The sequence below is a fragment of the Cupriavidus sp. IK-TO18 genome, assembly GCF_015549295.1.
Taxonomy (GTDB): domain Bacteria; phylum Pseudomonadota; class Gammaproteobacteria; order Burkholderiales; family Burkholderiaceae; genus Cupriavidus; species Cupriavidus oxalaticus_A.
Genome location: NZ_JADGMP010000006.1, coordinates 244,275 through 257,895, shown reverse-complemented (window position 1 = coordinate 257,895; position 13,621 = coordinate 244,275). Strand labels below are relative to the sequence as shown.

Annotated in this window: 11 protein-coding genes and 1 tRNA gene; 7 read left to right on the top strand and 5 right to left on the bottom strand. The window is 67.1% G+C overall.

Annotated features, from left to right (window positions below; genetic code table 11):
* Position 1 precedes the first annotated feature (1 nt).
* Positions 2-817 (bottom strand): 2OG-Fe(II) oxygenase, encoded by an 816-nt coding sequence (locus IPF36_RS05075; protein ID WP_368671115.1) that lies wholly within the window; start codon positions 815-817, stop codon positions 2-4.
* Positions 818-1,032: 215 nt separating this feature from the next.
* Here IPF36_RS05075 and IPF36_RS05070 point away from each other — a divergent pair, with 215 nt between their 5' ends.
* Complete coding sequence (locus tag IPF36_RS05070; RefSeq protein WP_133093316.1) at positions 1,033-1,512, top strand: nuclear transport factor 2 family protein; 480 nt, start codon at positions 1,033-1,035, stop codon at positions 1,510-1,512.
* Positions 1,513-1,611: 99 nt separating this feature from the next.
* On the opposite strand, the gene IPF36_RS05065 is transcribed toward IPF36_RS05070, so the two are convergent.
* Positions 1,612-3,384, bottom strand: coding sequence for a dipeptidase (locus tag IPF36_RS05065; protein WP_195427454.1), 1,773 nt, complete (start codon positions 3,382-3,384; stop codon positions 1,612-1,614).
* Between the two features lie 257 nt (positions 3,385-3,641).
* On the opposite strand from IPF36_RS05065, the gene IPF36_RS05060 reads away from it, so the two are divergent.
* From IPF36_RS05060 to IPF36_RS05045, 4 genes are all read left to right on the top strand, one after another.
* On the top strand, positions 3,642-4,373 hold the full coding sequence (locus tag IPF36_RS05060; protein WP_135703868.1) for a glutathione peroxidase: 732 nt from the start codon (positions 3,642-3,644) through the stop codon (positions 4,371-4,373).
* A gap of 193 nt (positions 4,374-4,566) precedes the next feature.
* Positions 4,567-5,958 carry a dihydrolipoyl dehydrogenase gene (locus IPF36_RS05055; protein WP_195427453.1) on the top strand — a complete coding sequence of 464 codons (1,392 nt, stop codon included), beginning with the start codon at positions 4,567-4,569 and terminating at the stop codon, positions 5,956-5,958.
* 122 nt (positions 5,959-6,080) lie between these two features.
* A complete protein-coding gene (locus IPF36_RS05050; RefSeq protein WP_135703870.1) occupies positions 6,081-6,629 on the top strand; it encodes a TetR/AcrR family transcriptional regulator in 549 nt (182 codons plus the stop codon).
* 244 nt (positions 6,630-6,873) lie between these two features.
* The gene (locus IPF36_RS05045) at positions 6,874-9,078 is read left to right on the top strand and encodes a TonB-dependent siderophore receptor (RefSeq protein WP_135703871.1); all 2,205 of its coding nucleotides are present in this window, start codon (positions 6,874-6,876) and stop codon (positions 9,076-9,078) included.
* Between the two features lie 9 nt (positions 9,079-9,087).
* Here IPF36_RS05045 and IPF36_RS05040 read toward each other — a convergent pair whose 3' ends face one another.
* The 3 genes from IPF36_RS05040 to IPF36_RS05030 all read right to left on the bottom strand — a co-directional run bounded on the left by IPF36_RS05040 (position 9,088) and on the right by IPF36_RS05030 (position 10,816).
* On the bottom strand, positions 9,088-9,609 hold the full coding sequence (locus tag IPF36_RS05040) for a thioredoxin domain-containing protein (protein ID WP_135703872.1): 522 nt from the start codon (positions 9,607-9,609) through the stop codon (positions 9,088-9,090).
* Positions 9,610-10,044: 435 nt separating this feature from the next.
* Positions 10,045-10,120 (bottom strand) — tRNA-Leu (locus IPF36_RS05035).
* 21 nt (positions 10,121-10,141) lie between these two features.
* Complete coding sequence (locus IPF36_RS05030) at positions 10,142-10,816, bottom strand: SOS response-associated peptidase (protein ID WP_195427452.1); 675 nt, start codon at positions 10,814-10,816, stop codon at positions 10,142-10,144.
* A 261-nt stretch (positions 10,817-11,077) separates the two neighbouring features.
* On the opposite strand from IPF36_RS05030, the gene IPF36_RS05025 reads away from it, so the two are divergent.
* Positions 11,078-12,736, top strand: a complete 1,659-nt coding sequence (locus IPF36_RS05025) for an AMP-binding protein (protein ID WP_195427451.1) — start codon at positions 11,078-11,080, stop codon at positions 12,734-12,736.
* Between the two features lie 147 nt (positions 12,737-12,883).
* Complete coding sequence (locus IPF36_RS05020) at positions 12,884-13,615, top strand: BON domain-containing protein (RefSeq protein ID WP_133093307.1); 732 nt, start codon at positions 12,884-12,886, stop codon at positions 13,613-13,615.
* Positions 13,616-13,621: the final 6 nt, after the last annotated feature.

Here is a 13,621-nt window from a genome sequence, read left to right as displayed (position 1 = left end):
CTCAGCTGGCGTCGTGAAAGATGATGCCGAGCGTGTAGCGCTGGCCCGCATGCAGCCGGCTGACGCCATGCCGCAGGTTGACCCGGTAGCTGCCGCGGCTGCCTTGCACGGGCCGCTGGCTGACGGCGAACACCACTGCATCGCCCTGGCGCAGCGACACCACTTCGGCGCGCGACTGCATGCGCGGGCGCTGCTCGGTCATCACGAACTCGCCGCCGGTGAAATCGCGTCCGGGCTCGGACAGCAGCACCGCCACCTGCAACGGAAACACATGTTCGCCGTACAGGTCCTGGTGCAGGCAGTTGTAGTCCCCCGGGCCGTAACGCAGCAGCAGCGGCGTGGGACGCGACTGGCCGGCCTGGTGGCAACGCGCCAGGTAGTCCGCGTGCACGGCGGGAAAGCGCGTGTCGACGCCCATCGCGGCGTTCCAGCGGTTGGCGACGGGCACCAGGCGCGGGTACAGCGCCATGCGCAAGGCGCCGACGATGTCGGGCAAGGGATAGGCGAAGTACTTGTACTCGCCCTGGCCGAAGCCGTGCCGCGCCATCACGATGCGCGAGCGGTACAGCCCGTCCTGCTGGTAGCGCGCGGCGAGCGCCCGGCATTCCGCTTCGGCGAGCAGGCCCCGGATGGCGGCGCAGCCGTACGCGTCGAGCTCGCGTTCCAGCGTGGCCCAGTCGATGCCATCGACGCGCGCGCCGATGGGCGCTCGCACTGGCGGCTGGCGCCCGATTTCCTGCGGGGCCGGCACGGGGCGGCGTGGCCCGCCTACCGCCATCGCGCGTGGCTGGTGGCGCTGTGCCTGCTTGGTCGTCACTGCCGTTCTCCGGTGTTGGCTTGCATGGTGCCCACTTTAGGCCGGGTAGCCGGCGGTGGCACTCCGGGTCTTGCTTTTGAATTCTGCACGAGAAATCGCCTTGACAAGACAGATCTGTCTACAAATAATGAGACAGGTCTGTATCATTGCAACTCGTTTCGAGCGCCGATCCAGGCCGCCAACCCGTCCACCTTTTGCTTTGCAGGAGAACGCCGATGTCCGCCCAACCCGAAATCCGCCCGCCACTGCCTCCTTTCACCCACGATTCCGCCGTCGCCAAGGTCCGCGCCGCCGAAGATGGCTGGAACAGCCGCGACCCCGAGCGCGTGGCGCTCGCCTATACCGTCGACAGTGCCTGGCGCAACCGTGCCGAGTTTGTTAAGGGCCGCGCGGATATCGTCGCCTTCCTGCAGCGCAAGTGGCAGAAGGAACTGGACTACCGCTTGATCAAGGAGCTATGGGCGCACGACGGCAACCGCATCGCGGTGCGTTTTGCCTATGAATGGCACGACGATTCCGGCAACTGGTACCGGTCGTATGGCAACGAGAACTGGGAATTCGATGAGGCGGGACTGATGCGGCGCCGGTTCGCCTGCATCAACGATGCGCCGATCCGGGAGGCGGATCGCAAGTTCCACTGGCCGCTGGGGCGGCGCCCGGACGGGCATCCTGGGTTGAGCGAACTGGGCCTGTAAGCGAAGAACTGCTGTTGTTTGCTTCCCAACTGCTGTTGTTTGCTTCCCTCTCCCTGTGGGAGAGGAGAGCAAACAAGCGGCTTGCGGGTCAGCCCAGCGCTACTGCATCTTGTCCAGGTTGCCGATCCGCACCAGCATTTCCGTGAACATCTGCATGTCGAGGTTCAGGTCGGCCACTTCCTTGTACTCGCGCGCATTGTGCGCGGTGTACTTCTTGCCCGGCATCGCCGGCCCGAAGTTGATCGCATTGGGCATCAGCTTGGCGGTGGTGCTGCCCGCGGTCGCGACCGGCTTCGCTTCCAGTCCGGTCGTGTCGCCGAAGATATTGAGCAGCGTCGACAGCCAGGCGCCCTTGGGGTCGCGCGCCATCCAGTTGCCCTGGTCGTACTTGATCTCCACCGGCCCGTGCGTCGCGGCCCAGCCGAAGATGCGCTTGGTGATGCGGGCGCCCAGTTCATCAGGCGTGCGTCCGCGCGGCATGCGCACGTTGGTGACCACGTCGACATACTCGCCGCGCTCGCGCACCAGCGTGGGCGACATCGTCAGTGGCCCCATGAAGGCGTCGCGATATGCCAGCTCCATCTTGTTGCCGAGGTAGTCAAGCCCGTACAGGTCGTTCAGGTAGCGCACCGCGTTCAGGTAGTGGTTGTCGGCAAAGCGCACGCCGCTGGCCTGCAGGAACAGCGCCAGCCGCGGCAGCGGGTTGACGCCTTCTTCCGGACGCGAGCCGTGCGCGGAGGCGCCGGTGACCTTGACTTCGACTTCATCGCCCTCGCGCTTCACATCGATCGAGAACTTGCCGCGCGGCGCGTTGCGGCGCACGAAGTCCGCCTTCGCCTGTTCGAGCGCTGCGGCCACCGCGGCGGCATCGCCGCCGGCAATGCGCGCGGTGGCGGTCTCGGGAATGGCATTGGCCGAGGCGGCGCCGCGCATGGCCACGATGGCGGGGCCCTTGCTGTCTGCCTTGCCGCGCTCGGCCTTGCCGTCGGCCGACTTGATGCCGAACGAGACCGTCAGGGTGCCGGCGCCTTTCTCCGCGACCACGGCGGGGTACTTGCTGTCGAGCACGATGTTGTACTCCGGCAGCGTGGTGTGCTGGCGGTAGTACTTCATGCCGTCGCCGCCGGTCTCCTCGGTGGTCTCGATCATCAGGCGGATGGTGCGTTCCAGCGGCACGCCGCTTTCCTTGACGGTCTTCATCGCATACAGCACGGCTGCGATCGAGCCCTTGTCGTCGATGGTGCCGCGCCCGTAGAGCTTGTCGCCCACGCGCGTGAGCCGGAACGGATCGAGGCGGGTGCCGTCGTCCAGCACCCATTCCTCGGCCACGGCGGGAACCACGTCGGCGTGCGTCAGGATGCCGAAGGTGTCCTTGCCGCCGCCAGGCAGCGTGACTTCGAACACGCGGTTGTCCACGTTGCGGTAGGCCAGCCCGAAGTCGCGCGCCATGCCTTCCACCAGCTTGCCGAACTCCACGATGGCGGGGTTGTCGTGCTGGGCGATCTTTTCATCGCGCACGGTGCGCAGCGCCACCATCTTGCCGAAGGTGTCGATCACCGCCGTCTCGTTATGGACGCGGTTGTAGACGCCCAGCAGGCGGCCGATATTGACCAGGTTGTCGCCAGCCAGCGGCGCCCTGGCCTGCCAGGCGGCGACGGCCGGGGCGACCGCCGGCTCGGCCTTGGCGGCGGATGCCATGAAGGCCTGCAGGTCGGGCGGCGTGGCGGCGCGGGTGCTGCTCACCAGCGCGTCCAGCGCCGGCTTCTTCAGGGTTTGCGCCTGCCCCGGGTGCGCGATCAGCAGCGATAGCGCAAGCAGGGCAGCCCACCGGCGTGGCGTCGGCCGGTGGTGCGGGCGGCAAGTTGAGGTCATTGCGAAGCAGGGTGTCAGGTTGGATGCCGCATGATAGGGCACTCGCCGGGGTTTGCTGAAGAAATATGGCGTCGAATGCGCGCGCGCGGTGTGCCCCGGGCCGCAATAACCGATTCCAATGCTGTATCAATAGCCAAAGACAATCGGTTCATTTGAAATGATGAATTGTACAAATCACATCCATGTCGACAGAATGAGGCCTTCGCTGCAACACGCAGCCGAACAACCGAATGAACCCAGACCAAGGAGTGATTCCGATGCTGCAATCCCGTGAAGGCCAACGCGTTCCCAATGTTTCTTTCCGCGTCCGTGACGACAACGAGTGGAAGACCATCACCACCGGCGAGCTGTTCAGCGGCAAGACCGTGGTCGTGTTCTCGCTGCCGGGCGCCTTCACGCCCACGTGTTCGTCCACCCACCTGCCGCGCTACAACGAGCTGGCGCCGGTGTTCGCCAAGCACGGCGTCGACGACATCCTGTGCGTATCGGTCAACGACACCTTCGTGATGAACGAATGGGCCAAGGACCAGGAGTCCGGCAACATCACCATGATTCCCGACGGCAACGGCGAATTCACCGAGGGCATGGGCATGCTGGTGGACAAGGCCGACCTGGGTTTCGGCAAGCGCAGCTGGCGCTATTCGATGCTGGTGCGCGACGGCGTGGTCGAAAAGATGTTCATCGAGCCGGAAGAGCCGGGCGACCCGTTCAAGGTTTCCGACGCCGACACCATGCTGAACCACATCGCGCCGGGTGCGCGCAAGCCTGACCAGGTGGTGGTGTTCTCGAAGGTGGGCTGCTCGTTCTGCGCCAAGGCCAAGCAGCTGCTGGACGACAACGGCTTCGACTACATCGACGTGCCGCTGGACAACAAGGTGCGCGGCAAGGTGCTGGGCGCCGTGTCCGGCGAGATGACCGCGCCGCAGGTCTTCATCAACGGCAAGCTGGTCGGCGGCGCCGAGGCGCTGCAGCGGTACCTGGCCAGCTAAGTGGCTAACTAAGTGGCCAACCAAGTGGCCAACTAAGCCGCTCAGATCCCTTCCTTTCCGCTTGCGCGGACCGGCAGTCGCCGGACCCGATGGCACCGTCTTGCCCGCGTTCGCCGGCAAAGGGCGGGGCGGTGCCATCCAGCCCGTTGATTGACCCCTGAATCACGCCATGACAACCAAGGAACCGTACGCCATGACTACCATCCAGACCGACGTCGCCGTGATCGGCGCGGGCACCGCCGGCCTTGCCGCCTACCGCGCCGCGATTGCCGCCGGCAAGCGCGCCGTGATCATCGAAGGCGGCCCGTATGGCACCACCTGCGCCCGCGTTGGCTGCATGCCTTCGAAGCTGCTCATCGCCGCCGCCGAGGCCGCGCACGAACTGCGCCACACCGCGCCGTTCGGCGTGCACGTGGATGGCCAGGTCCGCATCGACGGCCGCGAGGTCATGGCGCGCGTGCGCGGCGAACGCGACCGCTTTGTCGGCTTTGTCGTGCGCGGCGTGGAGAATATCCCGGAAGCCGACCGGATCCGCGGCTACGCCCGCTTTATCGACAACACCACGCTGGAAGTGGACGGCCACACGACCGTGCGCGCCAGCCGCGTGGTCATTGCCACCGGCTCCAGGCCTGCGCTGCCGGCACCGTTCAAGGCCTTTGGCGACCGCCTCATCGTCAATGACGATGTGTTCGCATGGGAAGAACTGCCGGGCAGCGTGGTGGTGTTCGGGCCGGGCGTGATCGGGCTGGAGCTTGGGCAGGCGCTGTCGCGCCTCGGCGTGCGGGTGCGCGTGCTTGGCGTCAGCGGTTCGCTCGGGCCGCTGACCGATCCGGCGATTCGCGCCTATGCCGCCAAGGCCTTCAACGATGAGTTCTACCTCGACCCGGAGGCCAGGGTCAGCGAAATGGGCCGCGATGGCGACCAGGTGGTGGTGACCTATGCCGACCGCGAAGGCCGCAGCGCGACCGAGCGCTTCGACTACGCGCTGGCGGCCACCGGCCGCGAGCCGAACGTGCGCGGCCTGGGCCTGGAAAACACCGGTCTGGCGCTGGACCAGCGCGGCGTGCCGGTGTTCGATCCCGAAACGCTCCAGTGCGGCAATGCGCCGGTGTTTATCGCCGGCGACGCCAACAACATCCTGCCGCTGCTGCACGAAGCTGCGGACGAGGGCAAGGCCGCCGGCGAGAACGCCGCCAGCTATCCGCAGGTAAGGCGGCTGTCGCGCCGGGCGCCGCTGGCAGTGGTGTTCTCCGACCCGCAGATTGCGATGGTCGGCCAGCGCTATGCCGACCTGGCCGAGGGCAGCTTCGTCACCGGCGAAGTCAGCTTTGAAGACCAGGGCCGCAGCCGGGTAATGCTGAAGAACCGCGGGCTGATGCATGTCTACGCGGACAAGGCGAGCGGTCGTTTCCTGGGCGCGGAATGGATCGGCCCGCGTGCGGAAAACATTGCGCACTTGCTGGCGTGGTCGTACCAGCAGGGCCTGACCATCGAGCAGATGCTGGGCATGCCGTTCTACCACCCGGTGGTGGAAGAAGGCTTGCGCACGGCGCTGCGCGACGCGGCGGCCAGGCTTGCGGCGTGACCGGCGCGCACGATTGCTAGACAGGTCTGTCTGTCATAGTATTGACGTAGCGAGGCCGGCTGGCGTTTCCTCGCCGCCGGCCTGTTTGCCGATTCCCCTCACAGACCTTTCGCCGTGCCACCATGGCCAACCCCTCCGCCCGCGACCGCATCCTCGACACCGCCGCCCGCCTGTTCTACCAGGAGGGTTATCGCGCCACCGGCATCGACCGGATCATTGCGGAATCGGGCGTGGCCAAGATGTCGCTGTACCGGCATTTCGCTTCCAAGAACGACCTGATCTCGGCGTTCCTTGAGCGGCGCCATGACGAGTGGATGGCCTGGTTCCGCGGCAACGTCGAGGCCCGCCTGGCCGCGCGCCCGCATCTGGACGTGATTGCCGACGCGCTGGCCGACTGGTTCGCCGCGGACTTCCGCGGCTGCGCCTTCATCAACGTGGTCGCCGAGGCCGGCGGCGATGCCCGCGCGGCCGAGCAGGCTGCCGCACACAAGCAAGAACTGGCGTCATTCGTTGCCGATATCGCCACGCGACTCGGGCTGAGCGAGCCAGCACAGGTGGCGCAGGAAGCCATGCTGTGCATCGAAGGCATGATCGTGCGCTACCAGATGCACCGCGACCCGGCTGTGATCGAGGCCGGGCGGCGGTTGCTGGGCAGGTTGCAGGGCGACTGAAAACAGGCTGGCGCCGCGGCGGCATGCGATGCCGCTTGCCTTTCGGTCTGGCCGGGTAGCGCCGGCGTGCCACAAATGCCTTCGCTTTTTCCTGAGGCATCCCTGGAAAAAATGTATCGCCTCTGACACATTCAGGCTACAATCGAAATTTAATTGCGAATTGTTCGTATTCGCAATTAAGAATTTCCAATGGCAAGCCACCGGCGTCTGTGTGCACGCCACGCTACATTTCCGTTCCTGAGTGATGTCCTTCAATCCGATCTCCCGGGCCAGGCCAACCCTTGCCCCTACCCGGCTGGCGCCTCCCCGCGGCCTTTCGCTGACCACCCTGGCCCTGAGCCTGCATGCCGGCGGCGTGTTTGCCCAGTCGGCGGCCACACCGCAGGCTGCCTCCGGCGCGGCCGCCGAATTGCCAGCCGTGACCGTGCGTGCGTCTGCCGCGGATGAAACCGCAACCGGCTCTGTGCACGGCTTCGTTGCCAGGCGCAGCGCCACCGCGACCAAGACCGATACGCCGGTGATGGAGACGCCGCAGTCGATCACGGTGATCACGCGCGACCGGATGGAAGCGCAGGGTGCGCAGTCGGTGCAGCAGGCTATCGGCTATACCGCCGGCGTCTATGCCGGGCCGTACGGCAATGACGCGCGCGGGGACTGGGGCAAGTTCCGCGGCACGGACTTCACGCAGTACCGCGACGGGCTGCTCAACCAAGTCGGCTTCTACAACAACGTGCGCGCCGACGTTTACGGGCTGGAGCGCATCGACGTGCTGCGCGGCCCGTCGTCGATGCTGTTCGGGCAGGGCGCGGTGGGCGGCATCCTGAACCTCGTCAGCAAGCGTCCGCAGGCCGAGGCCGCGCGCGAGGTCGGCGTGCAGTTCGGCAACTACAACCGCAAACAGGTGCAGGCTGACCTGACCGGCCCGCTCGATGCCGAGGGCAAGTGGATGTACCGGCTGGTGGCGCTGGCGCGCGACAGCGACACGCAGGTGGACTACGTGCCCGACAACCGCTACCTGATCGCGCCGTCGCTGACGTACCGTCCCAATGCCGATACCTCGTTCACGCTGCTGACCAATTTCCAGCGCGACGAAAGCGGGACCTCGGTCGGTTTCTTCCCGTGGCGCGGCACGCTCTATCCGAACCCGGGCGGGCAGATTCCCGATCACCTGTTCATCAGCGAGCCGGGCTACGACCGCTACAACGCCGAGCAGACCTCGGTCGGCTACGAGTTCCAGCACAAGGTCAACGATGCGCTGACGGTCCGCCAGAACCTGCGCTACTCGCACAGCACCGTGGATTACCGCAGCATCTACGCCGCCGGCTTCACCGGCGCGACGCACGGCTGGGTGCCCGGCAGCAGCACGCTGATGCGCCGCACGGTCTACCTGAACCAGCCGACGCTGAATGCCTTCGTGGTCGACACGCAGGCACAAGGCAACTTCCGCACGGGCCCGGTCGACCATACGCTGCTGGCCGGCATGGACTACCAGCATGCCGAGATCACCGGCCGTTCGGGCGTAGGCGGCACCGCTGCGCCGCTGGATGTATTCAACCCGGTCTACGGCAATTTCACGCTGCCTGGCACGCGCGACCTGAACCCCAGCAAGCAGATCCAGACCGGCGTGTATGTGCAGGACCAGCTGTCGTGGAACAAGTGGCTGCTGATGCTGGGCCTGCGCTATGACTGGTCGCGCGCGGCGCAGGACAACACGCCTGCGGCCAGCCGCGAAGACAACGAACTGACCAAGCGCGCCGGCCTGATGTACCGCTCGGACATCGGCCTGAACCCGTACGTCAGCTACACCGAGTCGTTCCAGGGCCTGCCCGGTTTCAACCGCTCCAACCAGGCCTTCAAGCCGCTGCGCGGTTCGCAGTGGGAGGCGGGGATCAAGTACCAGCCGCCGGGCAAGAATGCTTCGCTGACCGTGGCGGCGTTCGACATGCGCGAGAAAAACCGGAAGGCGGCCGGGGTGGTCAACGGCATTCCTGACCAGGTGCAGGTGGGCGAGGCCCGCACCCGCGGCATCGAGGTCGAGGCACTGGCCTCGCTGACCAATCGCCTTGACCTGATCGCGACCTATACCTACCTGGATGCGCGCGTGATCGAAGGCAGCGCCGCCGAGGTCGGCAAGCGCCTGGCCAGCACGCCGTCGAACATGGCGTCGCTGTGGGCCAATTACCGCTTCAAGCTGTTCGGGCTGCCGGGCTTCGTGGCCGGCGGCGGCGTGCGCTATGTCGGCCCGAGCTATGACGGCACCGACCAGAACCGCGTCGGCGGCGTTACGCTGTACGACGCCATGATCGCCTACGACCACGGCCCGCTGCGCGTCGCGCTGAATGCCAACAACCTGTTCGACAAGCAGTTCCTGACCACCTGCCTGGCACGCGGCGATTGCTACTTCGGCGCGCGCCGTACCGTGGTCGGCAGCGTGACGTACCGCTTCTGACGCGGCCGGCTAGGCTGCCAGCGCGGTATCGATGGCCCGCTGCAGCCGCTCCATGCCGAAGGTCACATCCTGCACCGTGCCGTTGACGAAGAACGCGGGCGTGCCCCGCACCCGGCAGCGCGTGCCGCCGTGCTGGTCGGCGCGGATGTGCGGCAGGTGCCGGTGCGTGGACATGTCGTTGTCGTAGCGATCGAGATCCAGGCCGGCCATGCCGGCGTAATGGCGCAGGGCGTCGGGCTTCAGCCCCTGCGGGTGCTCGTAGAGCATGCGGTACATCTGCCAGAAGCGATCCTGTGCCGCCGCGGCCTCGGCGCACTCGGCCGCCGGCTCGGCGGAAGGGTGCCAGTTGGCCATCGGGTAGTGCCGGTAGACAAAGCGCACCTGCGGGCCATAGTGCTCCAGCAGGATCTTCATGGCGCCGTAGGCGATGCGGCAGTAGGAGCATTCGAAGTCGCCGTATTCGACGACGGTGACCCTGGCGGTATCGGGGCCGACGGCATGGTCGGCGGCGGTGACGGCGACTTCCAGCATTGGCGTTCTCCGGTGCGTGCGCGGCAAGGCATGCGCGGATTCGCGGTGGGAGGTTCCAGTGTAGACGCCGCAGACGCCAGGCCAAGGGCCCGGCGCCGGCTACGGCACGATCGACAAGAACAGGTAGGCCGCCAGGATCACCAGGTGCACGGCGCCCTGCAGGATTAGATTGGTCAGCCGGGCCCTGGCGGATCGTCCTTGGCAGCGCAAGGCGGCCGGGTGGGCGGGCGCTCGCGTAGCGCCGGATGGTTACGCAGGATCCAGCGCGCGGCAAACAGTAATGCGACAAGGAACCCGAAAAAATACGCGCACAACGCGATGACGTTTTGCATGATGGACTGACCCGGGGATGTCGGCTCTTGTGGCCGGTGTGCGCGGCAGTATGCGCAGCATTCGCAACGTCCGACACCCTCTTGAGGGAGGGCTCGCGGCGTTTGGTGCCGGCCTTGAACCGGATTTGAACCGGCCTTGAACCGGATTTGAACCGGATTTGAACCGGACTTACATCGGCCTGGCACCGTCTGCAGGCGGGTCAGTCGGCGTCCGGGATCGGCGCGCCGGTGATCTTGGGCGCCGGTTCTGCCTCCATGGCCGCGGCGGGAAGCAGCTTCAGGAAGGTGCGGGCGACTTCGGGGTCGCGACAGGCAAGCCACTCGTCCCATTGCTCGCGCGGGATGACGACCACTGAACGTTTCTCATCGCCTGGCTTGTGGAAGCGCTCCATCACCGGATGCTGCCCGGAGTTCACCGTCAGCATAGTGAAGGACAGGCTCGCATCGGGCCAGCCGCGCCACAGGCCGGCGATGCCGAAGGCGGGCTCGCCGGGCAGCCAGACGCGCCAGCGCACCGGCTTGCCGGGCGGGCCACCCGGCATCGCGACCTCGGGGTAGGCGTACTCGTAGAACGCCGTAGCCGGCACCAGGCACAGCTGCCCCTGGCGCCAGTAGCGGGCGAAGGCAGGGCGCTCGCCGACGGTTTCGCTGCGCGCGTTTGTGGTGTCGTAGCGGCGCGTGCCGGGCGGGATGCGCTGCCGCGGCACCATGCCGAACGACGCCAGCCCGGCATGCCGCACGCCGTCGTCCGTGGCGCGCACGATCGGCGCCAGGTAATCGGGATAGGTCTCGGCCTTGAAGACGCCCGGCGGCGGCTCCACGCCAAAGATGTCGCGCAGGATCTGGCGCTGGACCGGGGCGTAGTTGGTGCACATGCGCTGGCCTCCTTGCCGTGATGCACGTATCGTCGGCGCCGGGCCGCATGGCGTCAAGCGCACCGCGCGTTGCGTCCGGGGCATGGCAAAAACCGTCAGGCGCGCTGGCGGAATCGGTTATTGCCCGCCGGCCCGGCAGTGCCGCACACTGCTGCGGCAGCCGCGCCACGCGGCACCGATGATCACAGACCATCACAGACGATAACAGGCACCATGTCCCGGGCAGCGTCCGAGGCAGGAGCCGGACAAACTGGAGACACCATGCGCGACTACGCCCAGGCCTACGACGGCTTTTCCTATGACGAGGCGGTGGCCCGGCAACTGCACGGCAGCCTCGATGCGATCAACGCCTGCGTGGAATGCTGCGACCGCCATGCCGAGGCTGGCCGCATCGCGCTGTACTGGGAAGGCCGCGACGGCAGCGCGCGCAGCTGGACGTTTGCCGAACTGCAGGCGCTGTCGGCGCAGTTTGCCGGCTTTTTGAGGGCACAGGGCGTGCAGCCGGGAGATCGCGTGGCGGGGCTGCTGCCGCGCAGGGCCGAGCTGCTCGTGACCATCCTGGGTACCTGGCGCGCCGGTGCGGTGTACCAGCCGCTGTTCACGGCGTTCGGTCCCAAGGCCATCGAGCACCGGCTCAATAGCTCGGGCGCGAAAGTGGTGGTCACGGATACCGTCAACCGTCCCAAGCTCGATGAAGTGGAGGGCGCGCCGCCGGTCGTCACCGTGGCCGGCACCAGCGAGGCGCCCGGGGACGCAGCTTCCGGCGATTTCAGCTTCTGGGCCGAGCTGGCGCGCCAGCCTGCCAGCTTCGAGCCGGTCATGCGCGGCGGCGACGATCCCTTCCTGATGATGTTCACCTCGGGCACCACCGGGCCGGCCAAGCCGCTGCTGGTGCCGCTGAACGCCATTGCCGCGTTTGCCGGGTACATGCGCGACGCGGTCGACCTGCGCGACGAAGACGCCTTCTGGAACCTGGCCGACCCGGGCTGGGCCTACGGCCTCTACTATGCGGTGACGGGGCCGCTGTCGCTGGGGCACGCCACCACCTTCTACGATGGCCCGTTCACCGTGGAAAGCACCTGCCGCGTGATCCGCAAGTACGGCATCACCAACCTGGCGGGATCGCCCACCGCCTACCGGCTGCTGATCGCCGCCGGGCAGGCCGTGTCGGAACAACTGCGCGGGCAGCTGCGCGCGGTCAGCAGCGCCGGCGAGCCGCTGAACCCCGAAGTGATCCGCTGGTTCGCCAGCGAGCTGGACGCGCCCATCCACGACCACTATGGCCAGACCGAACTCGGCATGGTGCTGTGCAACCATCATGCGCTGTCGCACCCGGTGCGCATGGGCGCCGCGGGCTTTGCCAGCCCGGGCCACCGGGTGGTCGTGGTCGACGACGAGCAGCGCGAACTGCCCGCCGGGCAGCCCGGCACGCTGGCGCTGGACCTGGAGCGCTCGCCGATGTGCTGGTTCGGCGGCTACCATGGCACGCCCACCAGTGCGTTCGCCGGCCACTATTACCTGACCGGCGACTCGGCCGAACTCAACGACGATGGCAGCATCAGCTTTATCGGCCGCGCCGACGATGTCATTACCACCTCGGGCTACCGCGTCGGCCCGTTCGACGTGGAAAGCGCGCTGATCGAGCATCCGGCCGTGGTCGAGGCCGCGGTGATCGGCAAGCCGGACCCCGAGCGCACCGAGCTGATCAAGGCCTTCGTCGTGCTCGACCGGCAGCACGCGGCCACGCCCGAGCTGGCCGAGGCGCTGCGCCAGCATGTGCGCAAGCGCCTGGCCGCCCATTCCTATCCGCGCGAGATCGAGTTCGTCGCCGAGCTGCCCAAGACCCCAAGCGGCAAGGTCCAGCGTTTCATCCTGCGCAACCAGGAGGTGGCGCGCGCCCGCGAGGCGGCCGCGGCCTGAGCCCGGACGCCCCTGGACCGCTTCCTATAATGAGGAAGCGGTTGCCAGGTCCCCGGCGGTGATGGAGGCCGCGGCGCCGCGCCAGGCGCGCCCGCAGGCCGGGCGCACGTCTTCTCATCTCCAGACCATTCGGGCGAGGCGATCAAAATGCAGACTAGCGAAGCGGTGCTGACGCAGGCGCGCGCAGCCTTGGCGCATGTGCCTTATCAGGGGCATGTTCTCCATCCCACCATCCAGTTGCGGCTGTCGGACGGCGCGCTGATCCTGGAGGGCGAGGTAGCCGATATCGTCGACAAGACCCGCGCGGCCACCGCGCTGCGGCGCGTGGACGGCGTGACCAGCGTGATCGACCACCTGCGCGTGATGAACGGCAGCGTCACCGTCGGCGACGGCGAACTGCGCGATGCGGTATGCGAGCGCCTGCTCAATGCCATCGAATTCCGTAGCTGCAGGATCTGCGCGCGCGTCAAGGGCCAGCACGAGACCGTGCGGGAGCCCGTGGGCGAACGCAGCGGCTGGATCGAGGTCGAGGCGCATGACGGCGTGGTGACGCTGTGGGGCCAGGTGATCAGCCTGTCGCACATGCGCCTGGCCGGCGTGCTGGCCTGGTGGTCGCGCGGCTGCCGCTGCGTGGTCAATGAGCTGGTGGTGGCACCCGCCGAAGCCGACCGCGACGATGAGATCACCGAGGCGCTGATGCTGGTGCTGGAGACCGATCCCTTTGTCGACGCGGCCCAGGTCAGCGTGCGTACCGAAAATCGCGTGGTCACGCTGGAAGGCTGCGTCGCCAGCGAGAATACGCGCCGGCAGGTCGAGCGCGACGCGTGGTACGTGCAGGGCGTGGAGGACGTGGTCAACCACATCTCGCTGCGCGCCTGACCTTGC